This window comes from Ruegeria sp. C2 (assembly GCF_056537765.1).
Genome location: NZ_JBQFRZ010000004.1, coordinates 95,326 through 117,097 on the forward strand (window position 1 = coordinate 95,326; position 21,772 = coordinate 117,097).

General features: G+C 58.9%; 19 protein-coding genes. 11 read left to right on the forward strand and 8 right to left on the reverse strand.

What is annotated here, in order from left to right:
• Position 1 precedes the first annotated feature (1 nt).
• The 6 genes from ACR0IV_RS14515 to ACR0IV_RS14540 form a co-directional block, all read right to left on the reverse strand.
• Positions 2-1,795 (reverse strand): gamma-glutamyltransferase family protein, encoded by a 1,794-nt coding sequence (locus ACR0IV_RS14515; RefSeq protein WP_480659498.1) that lies wholly within the window; start codon positions 1,793-1,795, stop codon positions 2-4.
• An 18-nt stretch (positions 1,796-1,813) separates the two neighbouring features.
• Complete coding sequence (locus ACR0IV_RS14520) at positions 1,814-2,677, reverse strand: ABC transporter permease (RefSeq protein WP_480472289.1); 864 nt, start codon at positions 2,675-2,677, stop codon at positions 1,814-1,816.
• Position 2,678: 1 nt separating this feature from the next.
• A complete protein-coding gene (locus ACR0IV_RS14525) occupies positions 2,679-3,623 on the reverse strand; it encodes an ABC transporter permease (RefSeq protein WP_480472290.1) in 945 nt (314 codons plus the stop codon).
• A gap of 61 nt (positions 3,624-3,684) precedes the next feature.
• Positions 3,685-5,196: an ABC transporter substrate-binding protein gene (locus ACR0IV_RS14530; protein WP_480659499.1), complete on the reverse strand. Its 1,512-nt coding sequence runs from the start codon at positions 5,194-5,196 to the stop codon at positions 3,685-3,687.
• Positions 5,193-6,290 (reverse strand): ABC transporter ATP-binding protein, encoded by a 1,098-nt coding sequence (locus tag ACR0IV_RS14535; RefSeq protein WP_480659500.1) that lies wholly within the window; start codon positions 6,288-6,290, stop codon positions 5,193-5,195. The genes ACR0IV_RS14530 and ACR0IV_RS14535 overlap by 4 nt, the downstream gene beginning before the upstream one ends.
• On the reverse strand, positions 6,278-7,303 hold the full coding sequence (locus tag ACR0IV_RS14540; protein WP_480659501.1) for an ABC transporter ATP-binding protein: 1,026 nt from the start codon (positions 7,301-7,303) through the stop codon (positions 6,278-6,280). The genes ACR0IV_RS14535 and ACR0IV_RS14540 overlap by 13 nt, the downstream gene beginning before the upstream one ends.
• 380 nt (positions 7,304-7,683) lie before the next feature.
• On the opposite strand from ACR0IV_RS14540, the gene ACR0IV_RS14545 reads away from it, so the two are divergent.
• From ACR0IV_RS14545 to ACR0IV_RS14560, 4 genes are read left to right on the forward strand one after another with little or no spacing between them, the layout of a single operon-like run.
• Positions 7,684-8,934 (forward strand): sarcosine oxidase subunit beta family protein, encoded by a 1,251-nt coding sequence (locus ACR0IV_RS14545; RefSeq protein ID WP_480659502.1) that lies wholly within the window; start codon positions 7,684-7,686, stop codon positions 8,932-8,934.
• A gap of 12 nt (positions 8,935-8,946) precedes the next feature.
• Complete coding sequence (locus ACR0IV_RS14550; protein ID WP_480472295.1) at positions 8,947-9,237, forward strand: sarcosine oxidase subunit delta; 291 nt, start codon at positions 8,947-8,949, stop codon at positions 9,235-9,237.
• A complete protein-coding gene (locus ACR0IV_RS14555; RefSeq protein ID WP_480659503.1) occupies positions 9,234-12,188 on the forward strand; it encodes a sarcosine oxidase subunit alpha family protein in 2,955 nt (984 codons plus the stop codon). The genes ACR0IV_RS14550 and ACR0IV_RS14555 overlap by 4 nt, the downstream gene beginning before the upstream one ends.
• Positions 12,181-12,744: a sarcosine oxidase subunit gamma gene (locus tag ACR0IV_RS14560; protein ID WP_480472297.1), complete on the forward strand. Its 564-nt coding sequence runs from the start codon at positions 12,181-12,183 to the stop codon at positions 12,742-12,744. Before ACR0IV_RS14555 ends, ACR0IV_RS14560 begins: the two co-directional genes overlap by 8 nt.
• 243 nt (positions 12,745-12,987) lie before the next feature.
• Here ACR0IV_RS14560 and ACR0IV_RS14565 read toward each other — a convergent pair whose 3' ends face one another.
• Together ACR0IV_RS14565 and ACR0IV_RS14570 are read right to left on the reverse strand one after the other, a co-directional pair.
• A complete protein-coding gene (locus tag ACR0IV_RS14565) occupies positions 12,988-13,677 on the reverse strand; it encodes a GntR family transcriptional regulator (RefSeq protein ID WP_480472298.1) in 690 nt (229 codons plus the stop codon).
• 44 nt (positions 13,678-13,721) lie between these two features.
• Positions 13,722-14,468 (reverse strand): maleate cis-trans isomerase family protein, encoded by a 747-nt coding sequence (locus ACR0IV_RS14570; RefSeq protein ID WP_480659504.1) that lies wholly within the window; start codon positions 14,466-14,468, stop codon positions 13,722-13,724.
• A gap of 152 nt (positions 14,469-14,620) precedes the next feature.
• On the opposite strand from ACR0IV_RS14570, the gene dctP reads away from it, so the two are divergent.
• The 7 genes from dctP to ACR0IV_RS14605 all read left to right on the forward strand — a co-directional run bounded on the left by dctP (position 14,621) and on the right by ACR0IV_RS14605 (position 21,770).
• Positions 14,621-15,625: a TRAP transporter substrate-binding protein DctP gene (dctP, locus tag ACR0IV_RS14575; protein ID WP_480659505.1), complete on the forward strand. Its 1,005-nt coding sequence runs from the start codon at positions 14,621-14,623 to the stop codon at positions 15,623-15,625.
• A 65-nt stretch (positions 15,626-15,690) separates the two neighbouring features.
• Complete coding sequence (locus ACR0IV_RS14580) at positions 15,691-16,302, forward strand: TRAP transporter small permease (RefSeq protein ID WP_480659506.1); 612 nt, start codon at positions 15,691-15,693, stop codon at positions 16,300-16,302.
• Position 16,303: 1 nt separating this feature from the next.
• Positions 16,304-17,599, forward strand: a complete 1,296-nt coding sequence (locus ACR0IV_RS14585) for a TRAP transporter large permease (RefSeq protein WP_480659507.1) — start codon at positions 16,304-16,306, stop codon at positions 17,597-17,599.
• A gap of 157 nt (positions 17,600-17,756) precedes the next feature.
• On the forward strand, positions 17,757-18,911 hold the full coding sequence (locus tag ACR0IV_RS14590) for a M24 family metallopeptidase (protein WP_480659508.1): 1,155 nt from the start codon (positions 17,757-17,759) through the stop codon (positions 18,909-18,911).
• An 11-nt stretch (positions 18,912-18,922) separates the two neighbouring features.
• Complete coding sequence (locus ACR0IV_RS14595) at positions 18,923-20,092, forward strand: M24 family metallopeptidase (RefSeq protein WP_480659509.1); 1,170 nt, start codon at positions 18,923-18,925, stop codon at positions 20,090-20,092.
• 63 nt (positions 20,093-20,155) lie between these two features.
• Complete coding sequence (locus ACR0IV_RS14600) at positions 20,156-20,359, forward strand: hypothetical protein (RefSeq protein ID WP_480659510.1); 204 nt, start codon at positions 20,156-20,158, stop codon at positions 20,357-20,359.
• Between the two features lie 4 nt (positions 20,360-20,363).
• On the forward strand, positions 20,364-21,770 hold the full coding sequence (locus tag ACR0IV_RS14605; protein WP_480659511.1) for an amidase: 1,407 nt from the start codon (positions 20,364-20,366) through the stop codon (positions 21,768-21,770).
• The last annotated feature ends 2 nt before the right edge of the window (positions 21,771-21,772 follow it).

Genomic DNA, 21,772 nt, shown 5'->3' on the forward strand with positions numbered 1-21,772 from the left:
GTCAGCGTCCTATTGCATAAGCCTGCATCAGCCGCGGTGTTGCCGCCGCGCGCAAGGTTCCATCTTTTTCCCGAAGGGCTGCGGTGAGGCGCCCAACTGTCCAGGGCTCGGCCACGGTGATCTTGTGACCGCGCGCGCGCAGGTCCTCGATCACGGTCTCGCCAAAGGTTTCCTCGATCATCATCTCGCCGGGCGCTGTGGCGCGGGGATAGAACGAGCCCTGAAAATGCATCGAATGGAACAGTGGCGCGTCCATGCATTCCTGCAGCCCCAGCCCGAAATGCACGAAACGCAAGAACCAGATCAATTGCCATTGGTCCTGCTGATCTCCTCCGGGAGTGCCGAAGACCAGCTGGACCCCGTCCTTTTCCGCAAGGCTGGGTGTCAGTGTCGTACGTGGCCTGCGTCCGGGTGCCAGCGAGGTCGGCAAGCCAGGTTCCAACCAGAACATCTGTGCCCGGCTGTTGAGCGGAAATCCCAGCCCCGGGATGACGGGTGAGCTTTGCAACCACCCCCCGGACGGCGTTGCCGACACCATGTTCCCCCAGCGGTCGATCACGTCCAGATGCACGGTGTCACCGCGTTTCTCGGTCAGATGCGACATGGTCGGTTCACCCGCGCTGGCCCCGGTTCTGGCCGAGAAATCACGCGCTGCGCGAGCGACATAGGCGTCTGCCAAGTGTTCAAAACCGGGCACCCGGCCCGGGCGTTGATCCTGTGATGCATCCGGGCCGATCATGGCGCGGCGCTGGGCGGCGTATTCGTCGCTTAGCATATAGTCCATCGGGATTTCGCTATACGCCGGATCACCATAGTAAGCCTCGCGATCTGCATAGGCGAGTTTCATCGCCTCAATCACCGTGTGCACGAACTCGGCCCCGTTCGGGTTTATTGCGCCCAGATCAATCCCCTTGAGGATGGCCAAAGCTTGCAACAAGACCGGCCCCTGACTCCAGGCGTGAGTCTTATGAACGGTCCATCCGTGGTAGTTGTAGGTGAGTGTCTCTTCGTAGGTTGCTTGCCAGTCGGCCATGTCCTTACGCGCCATGACCCCGCTGTTGCGCTGGCCTGACACGTCCATGACCTTGGCATCGGCCAGATATTCGAAGATGCGATCCGCGACAAAGCCTTCGCGCCACACGCGCCGCGCCGCATCGATCTGCTCCAGTCGATCTTTATGCGCAGCTTCGGCATCTGTCACAAGGCGTTCATAGGTCGCCGCCAGCGCCGGATTGGCAAAGTTGCTGTGCGGCTCGGGGGCTTTGCCGTCCGGCATCCAGGTTTCTGCGGATGTAGGCCATTCGTCTTCAAAGAAATCTGAAAGACCGTTGATGGTATGCGCCACGCGCGGAAGCACAGGGTGCCCGTCGCGCGCGTAGGCGATAGCGGGCGCCATCACATCGCGCAGCGGCAGTGAGCCATGATCGCGCAGCATCAGCATCCAACCATCGAAGGCTCCGGGGATCACTGTGGCCAACAGACCAGAACCGGGGATCAGATTCAGACCCAACCCGGTATAGTGTTCGATTGTCGCAGCAGCGGGGGCGGGACCTTGCGCACACAGCACCTCGGTCTTGCCGGTTTTGGCCGAGTGGAAAATCGCGGGCATGTCGCCTGCCGGGCCGTTCAGATGCGGCTCAACCACTTGCAAGGTCATTGCCGTGGCAACTGCGGCGTCAAAGGCGTTGCCACCCTTTTCCAGAATGCCAAAGCCCACAGCCGAGGCGATCCAATGGGTCGAGGTGACGACTCCGAAGGTGCCTCGGATCTCGGGGCGGGTGGTGAAATCTGACATGTTCTTTGTCTCCGAAATTCAGTGTTCGCGCGGGTCAAGCGCATCGCGCAGCCCGTCGCCCAGAAGGTTGAACCCCAGCACAACGAGGAAGATCGCGATGCCCGGCCACATGGCCATCCATGGGGCCTGGTTGAGGAAGTTCTTGGCCGTATTCAGCATCGATCCCCAGCTGGGTGCTGGAGGTTGTTGGCCGAGGCCGAGGAAGGACAACGACGCCTCCGCGATGATCGCGGTGGCGATGGTGAGCGTGGCCTGCACCAGCACCGGTGGCAGCACGTTGGGAAAGATGTAGCGGCTGAGGATCTTCGCCGTGGGCAATCCGATGGCGCGGGCCGAGGTCACATAATCCTCAGCCCGGACCGATAACACTTGTCCGCGGGTCAGCCGGATGAAGATCGGGGTCGCTGACAGACCGATGGCAATCATCGCGTTGGTCAGTGATGGCCCTAGAAAGGCCGCCAATGCGATCGCAAGGATCAGGAAAGGCGCAGCCAGCAGCGCCTCGGTGCAGCGTGAAATGATGGCGTCGGCCCATCCACCGAAATACCCGGCGATGATGCCCAGAGGTACGCCCAGCATCACCGCGATCCCAACGGAAACCACCCCAGCCAGAAGCGAGGCTTGCGCCCCCCAGATCATCCGGGCCAGCACGTCGCGCCCGATTTCATCTGTACCAAACGGATGAGCGGCGGTTGGTGGTTTGCGCACCGCGCCCCAATCGGTGGCCGCCGGATCAGGCACCGGCAGTATCGGGGCCAGTAGGGCAATCAACACAAAGAAGGTGACAAGAAAGCCGCCCAGCATGGCGCTTTTGTGGGTGCGGAATTTCTTCCACACACGGTTTTCGGGACGACGAGACAGGATAGGATCGGCAACGGTCATGTCAGGCAGCCCTCAGGCGTGGGTTGAGCAGCACATAGGCCACGTCTGCGAGCAGGTTCATCACGATGAAACCTACGGCGGTGACCAGTACGATGCCTTGCACCACGGCATAGTCGCGGTTGAACACGGCATCGACGACCATCTTGCCGAAACCTGGGATGGTGAAGATTTGTTCGGTCAGCACCGCTCCGGCGATCAGCTCGCCGAACAGCAGTGCGGTCAGGGTCACGATCGGCGTCAGCGCATTGCGGAAGGCGTGTTTCAGGACGACCCGGCGTTCATGCAAACCCTTGGCGCGGGCAGTACGCACGTAGTCAGATTTCAGCACGCCCAGCATGGCCGACCGCGTATGTCGCATCAGCGTTGCCGCCAGTGCGGTACCCAGCACAAAGGCGGGCATCAGCATGGTGGTGATGGATTTCACCGGATCCTCAGACAAGGGCACGTAACCCGAGGCGGGCAACAGGTCGAGCTTTACCGAAACAAGCAGGATCAGCATGATCCCCAGCCAGAAATTCGGAATGGATAGTCCGGACAGCGCCACGATGTTGGCCACGTAATCCGTGACGGTCCCCTTTTTCACCGCTGACAAGATGCCCGCCGGGATGCCGATCACCAGCGCAAACAAGATTGCCATAATGGCAAGCTGGATCGTCACCGGCAGCTTTTCTGCAATCAGTTCGGTCACTGGCTGATTGGTGCGCAGCGAAATCCCCAGATCGCCCTGCAACGCGTTGCCAACCCAGGTCAGGTATTGCACTGGGATTGGATCGTTCAGGCGATATTTCTCGCGCAGGAATTCCAGTACTTCCGGGTCACGCTCTTCGCCTGCCATCGCCAGCACGGGATCGCCGGGCAGCAGCTTTTGCAGGCTGAAAACGAAGATCGAGATCAGCAGGATCGTCGGTATCGCAATCAGGATGCGGCGCAGAATGAAAGACAACATGGCTTGGGCTTTCGATCAAAGGAACCCGCCCGGCCAAAGGACCGGGCAGGCCGTGAGCGGCTTATTTCTCCAGCTTCACGCCTTCCAGACGGATCATGCCGTCAGGATAGGGGGTGAAGCCTTTGAGCCCATCATCCAGTGCCCAGATCCATGTCTGGTGATAGAGGTAAACGATGGGCATATCCGAGGCCAGAATGTCCCGCGCGGCGTCATATTCAGCCTTGCGTGCGTCAAAGTCTGTCGAGGCACGGGCATTGTTCAGCATCTCGTCCACTTTCGGGTCCGAATAGTGGCTGTCATTGATGCCTCCGCCGGTGGTCATGAACTGATGGATATTGCCATCCGGGTCCACACGGCCCGACCACCCGATCTGGCTGGCCTGATAGTCACCTGCGCTCTGATCGGCGAGCAGTGTGGCGAACTCTTTGGACGTGATCTCGATATTGATCCCGGCCTCGGCGGCCATGGCCTGAACGACCTGCATCAGTTGCAGAGGGACGGTGGTGTTGGGGACCTGAACCTCAAGGTCGATCCCATCAGGATAGCCCGCCTCGGTCAGCAGCGCTTTGGCTTTGTCTATATCGCGTGCAGGCACCGGATGGTCGGCGTCATACCACGGCGATGTGGGTGGGAAGGGCTGATTGCCCGGCGCAAAGGCGCCTTCAAACACGACCTGATTGATCGCGTCACGATCCAACGCATAGCTTAGCGCTTGACGGAGACGTTTGTCGTTGCCCCAGGGATTATCGCCCTTGTCTCCGTTGTTCACGTTGATCGTTATGCCCTGATAGCCAAGCGAAACAGCGCTTTCGACACTAATGCCAGCGTCGCCCTCGGCCTGCGTCAGATCAGTCGCGGCCAGACGCTCCAGCATGTCGATGTCACCGGATTGCAGGTTGGCCAGACGTACGGTGGTGTCGGGGATCGGCAGAAAAGTGACACTGTCAAAGTGGATCTGATCCGCGTTCCAGTAATCCGGGAATCGCTCCAGCGCGATACGGTCCTGGGCTACACGCTCCTTGAACTTGAACGGGCCAGAGCACACTGGGTTCAGCCCGAAATCTGCACCCGCAGCCTTCGCCGCGGTTGGAGAGACCATCATGCCCGAGCGGTCGGCGAATTGCGCCAGCAGAGTTGCATCAGGTGCGGCCATGTTGAAGCGAACCGTATAGTCATCGACCACGTCAACTCCGGTCACCGACTTCAATTCTGACTTGCGGCGCGATTCCTCAAGGTTCTGCGAGCGGTCGATATTGTCGGCCACGGCTTGTGCGTTGAAGGGCGTGCCGTCATGGAACACCACGCCTTCGCGTAAGGTCATGGTCAGGGACGTGCCGTCCTCGCTCCATTCCCAACCGGTGGCGAGTTGTGGGATCAGTTCCAGTTCGGGGGTGATGTCGACCAGCTTGTCGCAGAGTGAGGCGTAGACGATGCGTCCCACGAACGTACGGGACTGATCAGGGTCGAGCACATCGGCGTCCGATTGTAGGGCGATGCGCAGATCGGCGGCCTGTGCGCTGAGGGCAGTCGCGCCGAGTAATCCGGCCACAAGACCGGTTTTCAAGACATTCATGATATTTCCTCTCTGTTTTTGGCAGAAGCCTGGGGAGATTGGACAGCCGCGCGATACAGCGCGAACCGCTCTTCTGCTCCGGCGCTGCGGCGTCGGGGCGGGGCCGGTTTTCCGGCCTCTGGTATGGTTTTCCAGTGATGGCAGGCGACGTGATGATCCGAATCCGCATCGTCAAGAACCGGGGTCTGGGCTCGGCAATCGTCCTGCGCAAAGGGGCAACGGGTGTGAAACCGGCAACCCGATGGCGGAGAAGATGGACTGGGCGTTTCGCCTCTAAGTGCCATGTGATCACGGTCGCGGCCCGGCTCGGGTTCCGGTATCGCGGACAATAGGGCATGCGTATACGGATGGCGCGGTTGTTCGAAAACCTGATCGGCAGGGCCGGTTTCGACCACCTGACCCAGATACATCACGGCGATGCGATCGCTCATATGCCGGATCACGGCCAGATCGTGGGCGATGATCACAAGGGTCAGATCCAGATCCTGTTTCAGGTCATTCAACAGATTGATCACCTGCGCCTGAATCGACACATCCAATGCCGAGACCGGTTCATCCCCGATCAACAACCTTGGTCCTGAAGCCAGCGCGCGCGCGATGCCGATCCGCTGTCTTTGACCGCCTGAGAATTCGTGCGGATAGCGGTTGGCGTGATCCGGCAACAACCCAACCTGAGCCAGTAACGCAGCCACCTTTTCACGGCGTGCGGTCTCGTCCAATTCAGGCGCATGCACCTCCAGCGGTTCGCCCACCAGTTTGCCGACGGTCATGCGCGGGTTCAGCGACGAGAATGGGTCCTGAAAGACAAACTGCATCTGTTGGCGCAAAGGGGCCATTTCGCGACGGGCGAGGTCCTGAACCTCCCGCCCCTCAAACAGGACCTGGCCAGAGGTCGGTCGATCTAGCCGCATCAAAAGGCGCGCAAGCGTCGATTTTCCGCACCCCGATTCACCGACGATTGCAAAGGTTTCACCCTTGCGCACCAACAGCGAAACGCCATCGACCGCGCGCACTTTGGTTTTGCGTTCGAACAGCCCGGCACCCAGTGTGAAATGGCGTGTGAGGTTCCGCGCCTCAAGGATTACATCGCGCATCTGACCCCCTTGAGCTGTTCCAGTGGGGCGTAGTGGCAGGCAACCGCATGTTCGGACCCCATCTCTGACAAGATCGGGCGGTCTGCACACTCGCCAGTGGCAAAGGGGCAGCGCGTGCGAAACCGGCATCCAGTAGGCATATCGGCCAGAGACGGCACGGTTCCGGGCACGGTGATCAGCCGATCCCGCGATCCTGCCATCCGCGGGACCGAGCTCATAAGGCCGATGGTATAGGGGTGCTGCGGATCGTCGAATACCGCGTCGACAGGGCCGCTCTCGACGATCTGGCCCCCATACATGACAGCCACATTCGTCGCGATTTCAGCCACCACACCCAGATCGTGGGTGATGAACAAGGTTCCCATTCCGGTTTCTGTTTGAAGCTCTCGGACAAGATCGAGGATCTGCGCCTGGATGGTGACATCCAACGCCGTTGTCGGTTCGTCCGCGATCAGCAGCGAGGGGTTATTGATCAGCGCCATCGCGATCATCACACGCTGCCGCATGCCACCGGAAAGCTGGTGAGGGTATTCGTTCAACCGCTGTTCCGGGGCTGGGATGCCAACGCGGCGCAGCATGGCCAAAGCGCTTGCGTCAGCTTCGTCTCGGTTGCAGTTGCGGTGATGTAAAACGGCCTCGGTGATCTGATCGCCGATTCTGAAGGCGGGGTTGAGCGAGGTCATCGGTTCCTGAAAGATCATCGCCATGCGATCGCCCCGCGTCGCGCCGTCCAGCTGTTCGGTGCGCAGGTCATATGGCCGACCTTCAAACTCCAGAAGACCAGACGGGATATCGATGACGTCTCGCTGCAGCAGCCCCATCAGGGCCATGGCGGTGACGGATTTTCCGCATCCGGATTCACCCACGATGCACAACGTCTCGCCAGCAGATACCGACAGGTCCAAACCATCCACGGCTGATGCGGGTTGGCCGCGAAACGACAGGCTGAAGTCAGACAGCTTCAGGATCTCGACTGACGAGTCAGGCTTGGCGTTGGGGTTTTGGTTGGGCACAGCTCGCAACCTTTACATTAAACCAATATGTAATTGGTTGCAATTTTAGAGCGCAGTTGTCAATGTATCATTGCTGCTTTTTCGCCATCAGGATCATATCTCGCCGACAGCGTAGGATGAGCTTCGCTTTCGACTTATTCCTTCGGAAGATGCAGTTGCCCTTTCGAAAACCGGTTCTCTATATGCAGGTCGTCGCGCGCTCCCGGCTCTCTTTTTGGCAGGCAAAATAGGTTCTGTCCGAAGCTCAGGCGCTGATCTTTTTTTTTGGGGGGGGGCGACATCCAAGTTTGTCGGTTCTGAAATGGATTCTGTCCGAAACAGCATCTGCAACACAAGCCGAGTTGGGTGCAAACCAAAGACTGCAACGAACAGGAGCCTTCATGCGTTTTTCAGCTCTGCGACTTTTCAAGGAGGCTATGACCGGCCACAAGGGTTGGGGTCCGCAATGGCGTGACCCGGCGCCTGCGGATGCTTACGACTATGTCATCGTCGGAGGTGGCGGGCATGGTCTGGCGACTGCCTACTATCTTGCCAAGGAATTCGGTGGGGCCCGTATCGCGGTTCTGGAAAAAGGCTGGATCGGTGGCGGCAATGTCGGTCGGAACACGACGATTGTCCGGTCGAACTATTTGCTGGACGGCAATGAACCGTTTTATGAGTTTTCGCTGAAACTGTGGGAAAACCTCGAGCAGGATTTCAATTACAACGCGATGGTCAGCCAACGCGGTATTTTGAACCTCGTGCATTCCGACGCGCAGCGGGATGCGGCGCGGCGGCGGGGCAATGCGATGATCCTGAATGGGTCCGATGCCGAGCTGTTGGATACCGAAGGCGTCCGCGCGATGTATCCGTTCCTGAACTTCAACGATGCGCGGTTCCCGATCAAAGGCGGATTGCTGCATCGGCGGGGCGGCACGGTGCGTCACGATGCGGTGGCCTGGGGGTATGCGCGTGGCGCGGACATGCGCGGCGTCGACATTATCCAGAATTGTGAGGTCACGGGCTTCCGTATCGAAAACGGTAAGGTCCTTGGGGTCGACACCTCCCGCGGTTTCATCGGTGCCAAGAAGGTCGGCGTCGCCGTGGCAGGCAGTTCCAGCCGCGTGATTGAGAAGGCCGGGATGCGCCTGCCGATCGAAAGCCACGTGTTGCAGGCTTTTGTCTCAGAGGGGCTCAAGCCCTTCATCCCCGGCGTGATCACCTATGGGGCGGGGCACTTCTATTGCAGCCAGTCCGACAAGGGCGGGCTGGTGTTCGGTGGCGATCTGGACATGTACAATTCATATGCGCAACGCGGCAATCTGCCGGTGGTCGAGGACGTGATCGAAAGCGGCATGTCGCTGATCCCTGCTTTGGGTCGCGCGCGCCTGCTGCGCAGCTGGGGCGGGATCATGGATATGTCCATGGATGGCTCGCCCTTTATCGACAAGACGCATATCGATGGGCTCTACTTCAATGGTGGCTGGTGCTATGGCGGTTTCAAGGCAACGCCGGCGTCCGGCTATTGCTTTGCCCATCTTCTGAAGACCGACCGTCCGCACGAAACCGCGACCGCCTATCGGTTGGACCGGTTCATGACCGGGCACATGATCGACGAAAAAGGGCAGGGCGCCCAACCGAACCTGCACTGAGGGGCTTATCAGATGATTATCAACCATCCTTTGCTTGGCCCGCGCGACGCGCAGGAATTCACCTATCTGGGCGACGCGTCCCTTATCAACCGGCCCGACTGGCAGGCTGAGAATGCGGCGCAGGCGTTTCACGATTACCTCTACCTGCGCGACAACCCCGCGGGCGAACATCGTGAATTGTGGTTCCACGAACAAGGCGACCGGTCGTGGCTGGTGGTGACCCGCAACACGGTGACCCATGAAATTCTGAACGTCGAGCTGGCGCGCGATGTCGCCAAAACCGCAAGGAAGGCTGCCCAATGACACAACGCAATCGTCTGAACGGTGGCCTGATCAACCGTGACGCCAGCCTGAGCTTCAAATTCGATGGCAAGTCTTATCAGGGGTTTGAGGGCGACACACTGGCCTCGGCCTTGCTCGCCAATGGCGTGCGGCTGATGGGGCGGTCGTTCAAGTACCACCGTCCACGCGGGCCGCTGACCTCGGGCAGTGAAGAACCCAATGCGCTGGTCGAACTGCGCTCGGGCGGACGGCAGGAGCCCAACACCCGCGCGACCGTGGCCGAGCTCTATGACGGGCTGAACGCCAATTCGCAAAACCGCTGGCCGTCGCTGGAGCGCGACTTCATGGCGATCAACGACCGGTTCTCGAACTTTCTGACCGCGGGTTTCTATTACAAGACATTCATGTGGCCCAAGGCGTTCTGGGAAAAGCTGTACGAACCGATCATCCGCAGGGCTGCCGGTCTGGGTAGCCTGACCGGAGAAGCCGACCCGGATCATTATGACAAGGGCTTTCTGCACTGCGATCTGTTGGTCGTCGGCGCGGGTCCGGCGGGTCTGGCAGCGGCGCTGACCGCTGGACGCGCGGGTGCCCAGGTCATTCTGGCGGATGAGGATTTCCGTATGGGCGGGCGTCTGATTGCCGAGACTGCGGCGCTGGCCGATATCTCTGGAACCGACTGGGTTGCGCAGACTCTGGCAGAGCTGGCGTCGATGAAGAATGTGCGGGTGATGCCGCGCACGACTGTCTTTGGTGCCTATGATCACGGCATCTATGGCGCGGTCGAACGAAACGCGGATCACCTGATTGCGCCTGAGGCGGACAAGCCGCGCCAGACCCTGTGGCGGATCTATTCCAAGCGCGCGTTGATTGCGACCGGAGCAATCGAGCGCCCGATTGCGTTCGAGAACAACGATCGGCCCGGCATTCTACTGGCCGGAGCGGTACGGGCCTACGCCAACCGCTGGGCCGCGACGCCCGCACAATCGGTTGTGGTGTTTGCAAACAACGATGATACGCATCAGACGGCGCGCGATCTGATGGCACAGGGCGTCAAGGTTCCGGCCATTGTCGATACGCGTCCCGACGCGCCCGATGTTGAGGGCACCGAAGTCCTGAAAGGGGCCGAGATCATCAACACATCGGGCCGCCTTGGTCTGACCTCGGTGCAGGTGCGCACCGACAAAGGTTACACCCGCGATCTGCATTGCGAAGCGCTGGCGATGTCCGGCGGTTGGAACCCGAATCTGGGCCTGACCTGCCATCAGCGTGGTCGCCCGGTCTGGAACGCGGATATCCACGCCTTTGTTCCCGGTGACGGCCTGCCCGTCGGCCAAATCGTTGCTGGCGCGGCCAAGGGCGATCTGACCACCGATGCGGCGCTGCAAGGCGGCGCGGCGGCGGCGGTAACCGCTCTGAGCGATTTGGGAATCACAGCATCCCCTGCCGATCTGCCCGCTGCGGCAGATGCACCAGTTTCGATCAGCCCGTTCTGGCACGTCAAAGGCTCAAAACGCGCCTGGCTGGATTACCAGAACGACGTCACCGTCAAGGACGTCAAGCTGGCGCAACAGGAGAACTTTACCTCGGTCGAGCACCTGAAGCGCTATACTACGCTAGGTATGGCGACCGATCAGGGCAAAACCTCGAACGTGGGGGCGCTTGCGGTAATGGCCGAGCTGACCGGCAAGTCCATCCCCGAAACCGGCACGACCATCTTCCGCCCGCCGTATACGCCTGTTGCGATGGGGGCCTTTGGTGGCCGCGCGGTCGGTAAGGAATTCCACCCGACCCGCCTGACGCCCAGCCACAAATGGGCCGAGGAACAGGGCGCGGTGTTTGTCGAAGTCGGCAACTGGCTGCGCGCCCAATGGTTCCCCCGCAAGGGCGAAACCCATTGGCGACAATCAGTGGACCGCGAGGTTCTGCAGACCCGTAACTCAGTCGGTGTCTGTGATGTGACCACACTGGGCAAGATCGATGTGCAGGGCGCGGATGCCGCGGCTTTCCTGAACACGATCTACGCCAATGGCTTCGCTAAACTGCCTGTCGGCAAAGTGCGTTATGGCCTGATGTTGCGCGAAGATGGTGTAGCTTATGACGACGGCACCGCCGCGCGTCTGGCCGAGGACCATTTTGTCGTGACCACGACCACCGCCAACGCGGTTCTGGTCTATCGCAACATGGAATTCGTGCGCCAGTGTTTGTACCCGGATATGGATGTTCAGCTGATCTCGACCACCGAGGCCTGGGCGCAGTATGCTGTGGCCGGACCGAACAGCCGCAAGTTGCTGCAAAAGATCGTGGATCCTGAGTTTGACATCTCGAACGAGGCGTTCCCCTTCATGGCCTGTGGTGAGATCACTGTCTGCGGCGGTTGTCGTGCCCGGCTGTTCCGGATCTCGTTCTCGGGCGAGCTGGCTTATGAGATCGCTGTACCCACACGCTATGGCGACGCGCTGATGCGCGCGCTGATGGAGGCGGGCGAAGAATTCGACGTCGTGCCTTACGGCACTGAAGCGCTGGGTGTCATGCGGATCGAAAAGGGTCACGCTGCGGGCAACGAACTGAACGGCACGACCACCGCGCTGAACCTTGGGCTGGGCCGTATGGTCAGCACCAAGAAGGACTGCATCGGCAATGTGCTCAGCCGTCGTGAGGGGATGAACGCCCCGGAGGCGCTTGCGCTGGTCGGACTGAAGCCAGTGGATGCCAAGGACACCGTGCCAGCGGGCGGGCATCTGATGAACGCCACCGGGCCGGTCGATGCTGCCCATGATCAGGGCTATGTGACCTCGGCGGCCTATTCGCCGATCCTTGAAAGCTCGATCGGGTTGGGCTTCGTCAAAGGCGGTTTCGATCGCAAGGGCGAAAAGCTGCGTCTTGTGAACCCGCTGGAAGGACAAGAGATCATGGTCGAAATCGTCAGCGCTCATTTCGTGGACCCGGAAGGGGAGAAGCTTCGTGCATAAACTGAAACCCATCACCCCGCTGGGCAGCGACGCACCGCGCGTCGATACCATCGGCACGATCACCATCACCGAAGTAGTGGATCAAGCGCTGGCCTCGGTCGCCGCACGGACGGATCAGGCAGGTGCCGTGCAAAATGCACTGGCCGACAAGATTGGTGTGACATTGCCCGAAGTTGGTCAATCCGACGTGGCGGCACCCTATGCCGTGTTTTGGATGGGGCCGGATCAGTGGATGGTCACTGCACCGCATGACAGCCACGAGCTGCTGGCATCTGAGCTGAAACAAATCACCGGCGATCCAGCCTCGGTTGCCGAGCAGACCGACGGATGGTGCCGGTTCGATGTGCAAGGTGCTGCCTTGTCCGACTTGTTCGAACGGCTGAGCAATGCCCCGGTTCGCACGATGGAACAGGGCGCGGCGATCCGTACCACGGCTGAGCATCTGGGCGTTTTCCTGTGGAAGCTGGCAGACGATCATGTGGCCGTCATAGGGCCCAGATCTTCGGCAGGATCACTTCATCATGGTCTGCTGGCGGCGGCGAAATCCATCGCCTGAGCGTCAGCCCGAGGGCAGCGCATCATCGCTGCCCACCCGTGTCGAGTTCTTTGCACGCCGGTTACTGATCGGCGCAAGTCCAAACGTTGCACGATTCAGTATGTGATCGACGACGGTATTGCTTTGGATGGGCGCGAAAAAACACGGTTCAGACCTGTGGCAAAAAGCAACTGGCTCAGCTCTCTCGCCTCGATGGGTTTAGCCGATAGCGCCGACCCGAAGAACCGGTCTACGCGGCCAAATTCAATCTCTTTTTTGTGGGTCTAGCAGGTGTTTTTCGATCAGTTGAAAAGCATAGCCTATGTAGATTCTCTGTAGAAACCCGACGGCGGCAATGTCTTCACGCTCCAGCGCTTTCGCCAGATCAAAGGTTTCCTGAACCACAGCGTCATAAGCGACGATACCAACAATCTGTTCCATGCGATGCCAGACGCTGGACGACTGGAAATATGCCTGATTCCAGAACTCGCGCAGCGAGCGGTTTCCGATCAACGATGCGATCAGTGCCTGCAGCCGTTGGTTCAGTTTTACATATTCCTGGGAATCCAACCGCTCTCGCAGCGCAACAGCATCTTCGTAAATCGCGCGCGCTTCTTCCCGATGATGCGCTGTAACAGTGATCGGCGACAATGTTCCGATCATCTGGGCCAGCTCCATCCTCATCTCATAGAGATGGCGGACACGCTCTGCCGAAAGCTCAATGACAACTGTACCAACCCCGTTGCGGGTTTCGATCAGTCCAAGATGTCCGATTCGCGCAATGGCATCTCTGACGGGTGTTCTGCTGACACCGAATTCCTTGGCAAGCACGGCCTCTTTCAGCTGAGCGCCCGGTGGGTAATACGCAAAGCAAATGCGCTCCAGAATTTGCTCTTGGATCTCGTCCACAGTCACCTTTGGGGGCGCCGTGATTTCCGGATCTGCAATAGTCACTGTTCTGATCCCTCCTCGTGTTCTTAACCGTTTCTGACCGCCAATCAGTAATCTCTCAACAACCGTCCGTATCCTGAAATCTGATCCTTGATGCCCGCTTGGCGCAACACATCCCAGGCCATGGCTTGATTGGAGCAAATTACGGGTTTGTTCAGGGCGTCTTCGAGCTGTTCGACCACTTCGATTGCCCGCAGGGCACCACAGCTTATGAACACGGCTTCGGCTGCCGCGGAATTGACCGAATGAGCCAGTTTTTCGATCACGTCCAGGCGCACTCGGATCATGTCGCTGTCTTTTTCAAGATTGAGGCCGCGTATTTCCGTGACATGGAACCCCTGATTTTCAAGATACTGTTTTTCTTTCAGATTCACTTCATCCAAATAAGGTGTGCACACCGCGATCTTTTTTACATCAAGTGTATTGAGGGCGCGAATGGCAGAGGTGATCAAAGAGGTTGCAATTGCATTGGGCGCACCTTTGCGCAGCTCGCGAACTACGGTGTCTTCACCCAGAACCAGGCTACCGGACGTGCAGGCATAGCTGATCACATCAAGGCTTCCATCCGGCAAGAGGGTCGACGCAGCGCGTGCCAAATCGTTTCCGACATCGGTCAGGTTTTTGACGGTTATGCTGTTTGGGATGGCGACGCGCGTGAAGTGTGTGCCTACGCCATTGGGCATTATTGTCATCATGTCGTCTTCGATTGTCTGCTCTGTAGCGAGCAGTACGAATCCTATTTTAGCGCGATTGTGGCGGCCTTCGTCGAACAGGGATCTTGGATCAATCTTCATAACCTGCATGCATCTCCTTTAGGTAACGGCATATAATGCTGCCATAAATCAATTATTGACATACAGCTGTATACAGGTCAATAACTCTGCCAGTCTGCTGGGGCCGCCCCGAAAGCAGGCAGAGTTCGCATTAAAGGGAGGTATCTTCGCAAATGCAGGTATCGAAAATTCTGAAGACTGGTGCTGTTGCGCTCGGCTTTGCCGGGTTTGCCGCGTCCAGTGTATCGGCTCAGGATATCATCCTGGGTCACGTGATGGATCAGGAACACATCTTCCACAAAGTATCCGAGCAATTCATGGAGCGTCTGGACGAGCTGTCCGGCGGTACCATGTCTGTTTCGTATCACCCGGGCGGTGATCTGGGTGACTGGACGTCGATCGTTGAGCAGGTTGCCCAGGGTGCGGTTCAGATGACCATGTCGTGGAACCACTCCGAGCTTGACCCCCGCTGGGACGTGTCGATTCTGGGCTACATCGCCAATGACTGGGAGCAGGGTAAAGAAGTTTACGGCCCCGGCTCGACCATGAACGAAGTCTATAACGGCGTCATGAACGATCTGGGCATGGAGCTGCTGGGCACGATCCCGACCGACTTCACCGGTTTTGTCGTGCGCAAGGGCGTCGATGTTCCTGTGAACTTCCCCGAAGATGCCGAAGGCTTCAAAATGCGCGTTCCGGGCCAGCCGATGGCGATCGAGCGCTACAGGGCGACCGGTTTCTCGGCTGTTCCGATGGCCTTCTCCGAGGTGCACACTGCATTGCAGACCGGCGCGATCGATGGCCGGGCCTATTCGCCGCCATCCGAAGTTCTGTTGTTCAAGGATGTCCTGAGCGCCTACGTCTTCACCCGCGAAAACTTTGAGCACACCTTCTGGACCGCCAACAAGGCATGGTTCGACGGTCTGAGCGAAGAGCAGCAGGGCTGGGTAAAAGAAGCAGCAAATGAAGCTGTGAGCTGGGCCTGGGAAAATGCTGAAGCGGAAAGCCCGAAATGGTTCGAGCAGATCGAAGCCGCCGGGATTGAAGTGGTCGAGCTGACACCAGAGCAGCTGGAAAACTATCGAGCAAAGATCGTGGCCGTTGAATACCCCTACATGGAAGGGATCATCGGCGCCGAAGTTATGGGCGAGATCAAGAAAGCAGCTGGCGTGGAATAACGCTGGCAAGGGACACGCGCAAAGCCTGCTTTGCGCGTGTCTTCCTTTGGAGGAAGGGAGGAGAAATGACCAAAGATATTCTGCACACGGACAGTCTGGACGACGTTCTGGTGCCGTCACCGATCATACCGGTGCCTGCGCCGGAGGATCGGGATCAGCCTGTCTATCGCGGTCTGGGAGGCCTTTACAGCCTCGAGGCCAAGGTTGCCTGGTTGATGCGGGTGATCATGTTCGCAGCCATGATCCTGCTGGGTCTGGTCATGGCGGCGCAGGTGTTCATGCGCTACGTCATCGCCTCTCCGTTCCTTGGTATCGAAGAACTGGCCCCGATGATGGCTCTGTGGATCTACTTCATCGGCATGGCCTATTGCTCGCGTGAGCGCGACCACATCGAAGGTGGTGTCATGTCGCTGGTTGTCCGGGACCGGAAGGCCCTGCTGGCGCTGCGTCTGTTCGGCTCGGTCGTTTGCCTGATCGCACTGGTTGTGTTTGCCAAATACGCCTGGGACTTCGCGCAGTTCAATATCAACCTGAACCGCAAGAGCTCTTATATGAAATTCCCCAAATACATGTGGGATCTCAGCATGGTCTTTGGCTTCGTGCTGATGAGTTTCTACATGCTGCTTCAGATCTTCCTCGAAGCCCGCGCATTGATCACCGGTAAGGGAGGAGAATGATATGACGCTGTTCTTCATCGCCATCGCGATTGTCATCTTCCTGCTGCTGATCGAAGTCCCGGTGGGCTTTGCCTTCGGCATTGGTGCCCTTGTGTTTGGCACGCTGCAGGGTACGGATATCTCGTTCCATGCCGGGTTTGGCTATTCGCAGGTCAGCGCCTTCTCGCTGCTGGCCATTCCGCTGTTCATCCTGTCGGGCACCCTGATGGGGGCGTCGGGGATCTCCGAGCGGCTGCTGGATTTTGTCAACTCGTTTGTGGGCCGCACCAAGGGCGGTCTGGGTGCGGTGACCGTTGTCACCTGCGCGCTGTTCGGCGCGATTTCCGGATCAGCTTCGGCCGCGATTGCCGCCATCGGCAAAATCATGGTCCCGCGCATGATCAAGGAAGGGTATCCCCCGGGGCACGCAACCGCTCTTGTTGCGGTGTCGTCTGTTCTGGCGCTGATGATCCCGCCAAGTATTCCGATGATCGTCTTCGCGATTGCGATCCGCGAGTCCGTGGCCAAGTGCTTCCTGGCGACCATGGGTCCGGGGATCTTGCTGGCCGCCACCTATTGCGCGCTCAACTTCTGGTTCCTGCGCAACAACACGACGATCACGGTCGCGGAAAAACTGTCCTTTTCTGACACCGTGAAAGATATCGGCCAGACCGGCAAACGTGCCAGCCTTGCGATCATCATGCCGGTGATCATCCTGGGCGGTATCTATAGTGGGATCGCCACTCCGACCGAGGCCGGTTCGATGGCTCTGGTCTATACGCTGGCCGTTGGCTTGCTGATCTACCGCACGCTGCCGTTTGACAAGCTGTTCAACTCGACAGTCGAGGCCGCGCGTCTGACCGGTGCGATCCTGATGGTTCTGTTCTTCCTGTTCGTCATGAGCCGCGGCATGGTTCTGGCCAAGGTGCCGACCCAGTTTGCCGATCTGCTGCTGACCATCTCGGAGAACAAGATTGTCATCCTGCTGCTGATCAACCTGCTGTTGCTGATCATGGGCATGATCATCGATGACGTATCGGGTGGTGTTCTGGCCGCGATCATCCTGCTGCCGGTCACGCAGAAGATCGGTCTGGACCCGATCCACTTTGCCGCCATCGTGGGCACCAATCTGGGCCTGGGCAACATCTCTCCGCCCTGTGCGCCGCTGCTCTACATGGCCGGTGGTGTCACCCGGCAGCCGTTGTCGACCTATGTCGGCCCGACCCTGAAGTTCCTGCTGCTGGGCCACCTGCCGATGGTCTTTGTTGTGACCTTCATACCGCCCGTGGCATTGTTCCTGCCGGGCCTCCTCGACTGAGGTGTGAATCGTGTCGCCCGCGTGAAAGGCGGGCGGCACGGATTATTCGAAAAAAGAAGCGGTCGTCCATGCTGTGTGAGCATGGCGTTTCCCTAGGACCAACCCTGCCTTCGGTTTTAGTGTCATGCCGATGGCTTTTCTTGAAGGATGTAGGCACATGCTTGAACACGCAAAACAAAGAACAATCGAGCTTCAGGGCCGCATGAAAGATGCGGGCATCCAGAAGGCCGTGTTTACTGACGAAAGTTCGATGGCTTATCTGGCCGGCTTCTGGGGCTATCTGGGGATCGAGTTCGGCCGCCCGTCGATGTTGGTGGTGGATGCTGACGATGCCCCCATCGTCATCACCCCGCTGATGGAATCGGAAATGGTCGGTGCCATGACCTGGGTCGAGGATGTGCGCACCTGGGAAGATATCGGTCAGCGCACCTGGGGCCGCGCTCTGGCGGGTGCCTTGGGTGAAAACCCGTCCGAGATCTGGATCGAAAAAAGTTCGATCCCGGCGATTGTCCGCAATCACCTGGACGAGACCTATCCGGGCGTTCCGCTCAAGGATATCTCGCCGGTGCTGGGCGCGATGCGCACCATCAAGTCGCCGCTTGAGATCGAGGTGATGAAGCAGGCCGGTGAGATCGCAGGCGCGATGATGCTGGCCGCACATAACTCGCTGAAGGAAGGCGCGCAGGAATACGAAAGTGCGCTGGCTGTGATTGATGCGGGTTCGCGCAAGGCGGCGGGCTTTCTGACCGATAAGGGTTGGGACAGCTTCGTCTCGCCCATGATCCACAACCTGCAGATCGTGCAAAGCGGCAAGAAAACCTCGATGGTGCATGGCCGCGCCAGCGTGAAAGCCTATGAGAAGTTCGATCCGGTTTACTTCTGCTTCTGCAACATGGCGCAGTTCAAGCAATACAAGCTGGGCTTTGACCGCATGTTCCATGTCGGCGACGTCAAGGATCTGGACCGCGAAGTGCAGCAGGCTGCGATCGACGCCCAGCAGGCCGCGATCCACGCGATCCGTCCCGGCGTTCTGGCCGAGGACGTCGCCGCAGCCGCCAACGAAGTCTATCAGGAACGTGGGTATGAGACAGGCTACCGCACAGGCCGCTCCATCGGCGTCGCCTACCTCGAAGCGCCCGAGCTGAAGGCCGGCGACAAGACCGTGCTGCAACCGGGAATGACCTTCGCCGTCGATGGCGGCATCTCAGTCGATGGCGTAACCGCAGGTCGGATCGGCGACTCCGTCGTCGTCACCGAAACAGGATTCGAATACATCACAAACTACCCTCGACAAATCCTGCTCAGTAAATAAGAGCACTATCGATGAAAGACATGATCATGAACGCCATGCCTTTTCCTGCAGAAGAGCTGAAGACACGCGTTGATCGCGCATGCCAGGCGCTGGCCGATAACAATCTGGACGGGATCCTGATCTCGGTTCCCGAAAGCATCTATTACCTGACAGGTATGGATCACTGGGGGTTCTTCGCAGCCCATGTGGTGATCCTGAACCGCAATGGCGAGATGGGTCTGGCCTGCCGCGCAATGGAAAAGATCACCTACGACAACCAGGTGAACAACGCCGCATTCTATGGTCACAAGGACCATGAAGATCTGTCGGACTACGTGCATCAGGCGATGAAGGATCTGGGCATCATGGGCGGCCGCGTCGGCATTGAAAAGCGCAGCCTGTTCCTGACCCCGCGCCATGCCGAGCGTATTAAGGACGACGGTGCCGGTACGCAGTGGAGCGACGCGTCGGGTATCATCGACGATATCCGTCTGGTGAAATCCCCGCTCGAGATGGAATATACCCGCAAAGCTGCACGCGCTGCAGATCTGGGCACGCTGGCTGCGATTGAAGCGGTTCGCGATGGGGCGTCGGATTATGAAATCTCGGCCGCTTACCACAATAAGATGATCCTTGAAGGCAGCGAATATCCGGGCTTCGGCCCATTCTTCCGCCCGACCACCCGTCTGGGTGAGGAACACACCACGTGGCGTGGTGACACCTTCGGCAACGGCGATGCGGTGTTCATGGAAACTTGTGCCGCCTATCGCAAGTATCAGGCACCGATGGGTCGACTGGTCTATGTCGGTGACGCGCCCGATGGTGCCCACGAATCTGCCGAACTGGCCATGCGCGGCATGAAAGCCATCTGCGAGGCGCTTCAACCCGGCAACAAGGCAGGTGATGCCTATGATGCCTGGCGTGAGGTCGCCTGCAGCGCCGGTTTGAACGACTATCATCGTCACCACTGCGGTTATCTGGTTGGCATTGGTTTCCCGCCCAGCTGGACCGGTGGTTCGATGGTGACTTCGCTGTTTCCTAACTCTGAACGCAAGATCGAGGTTGGTATGGTCGTGCATGCGCATTCCTGGTTCACCAACACCGATGTGACGGACTACTTCATATCGAACACTGTCATGGTGACAGAGAATGGTGGTGAAGTGCTGACCAATCAGACGCCGGAAACCTTGATTCTGCGCTAAGATACTATGGTGCGCCAGACGGAGCGCACCATCCTCTCTGGATGCTATTTGCCCGGGATTCATATGGAAAAACTGACCAAAGAGACGCTGACAGGTGTTTGCAGCCAAATGGCTTCGCACGATTGGAGCGATGCCGAAATCAACGAACTCGTCGACCCGCAGCTTGGTATCATCACCGGGTTTCAGGACCTGCTGGATGAGCTGGAAGTGCTGCGCAAGATCGATCTGGGCACTACGCCACCAGCTTTGACCGTGCAGAAACGATAGACAGATGACCACCGAGATTGCTTTTGATACCGTCCGCGGATTGAAAAACCGGCTGACTGCCAAGGATATCACGCCTGCCGAGCTGGTCGATGTGTTCGCAGAGCGCATCGCGCACCACAATGACCGCTCCAAAGCGTTCATCACCGTAACCGACGGTTCGGCGCGCGCTGAAGCTGCAAACCTGAGCGCCGACGATCTGGCTGCGTCGCCCTTCGCGGGCATTCCATACGCGTCGAAAGATCTGTTTGATATCGAAGGGGTTCTGACCTCAGCCGGATCGCGTGTGTTTCACGATCGTATCGCTACCGAGGACGCTTTTGCTATCGCGCAAATGCGTAACGCCAAGGCCGTCAGCCTGGGCAAAACCAATCTGCACGAGTTTGCGTATGGCGCGACCGGTGAGAACGAGGTCTACGGCACTTGCGTCAACGCCTACGATCCGACCAGACTTGCGGGCGGTTCGTCATCGGGGTCGGCGGCGGCGGTAGCATTCGGTTTGGTGCCTGCATCGCTTGGCACCGACACAGGTGGATCGGTTCGCGCGCCTGCCGCTCTGAATGGTTTGGTCGGCATGAAACCAACCATTGGCCGGGTTCCTACTGCAGGTGTTGTGCCCTATTGCTGGACGTTGGATCATGTCGGCCTGATGACACGCGATGTTGCCGACTGCGCTGATTTCCTTGGTATCGTGGCGGGTTATGACTCACGCGATCCCGGCTCGCAGAACATCCCTGTCGATGATTACGCCGAGGCGCTGGATCAAGATATCGCGGGTCTACGCATCGCGATTCCCGCCAATTTCTATTATGAGCGCACCGACCCGGAAATTCTGGCAGCAATGGAACAGGTCAAATCCTTCCTTAGCGCGCGAGGCGCTGCGCTGGTACCAGTCACATTCCCCGATCTGGAACACAGCCGCGCCGTATCTCTGACTGTCCAGATGCCCGAAGCGCTGAGCGCTCATTCCGCCTATCTGCAGGAACGCGGCGATCTGTATGGTCAGGATTTCCGCGCCGGGCTGGCGCTGGGGCAAACCCTGTTGGCTGAGCATTATGTGCGCGCCAAGCGGTTTGTGGAAATGTACCGGCAGAAAACCAACGCGCTGTTCGATGATGTGGACCTGATCCTGACGCCGGCTACCCCGGAAATCGCACAAAAGGTCGGCACTGTGAAAACCACACGTGACGGCGTGGACGAAGCAGTTGGCAACGCGATTACCCGTTTCACCACTTTCTTTAACATGTCAGGCCACCCGGCGCTGACCATGCCCTGCGCGATGCATTCCGAAGGGCTGCCCATCGCGCTGCAGCTGGTGGGGCGATACTTTGAAGAGAGCACAGTGATCCGGGCTGCGCATGCTATCGAACGTGATGGCGCCTTTGCCATCCCGCTTCCGAATGTGGATGGCTGATC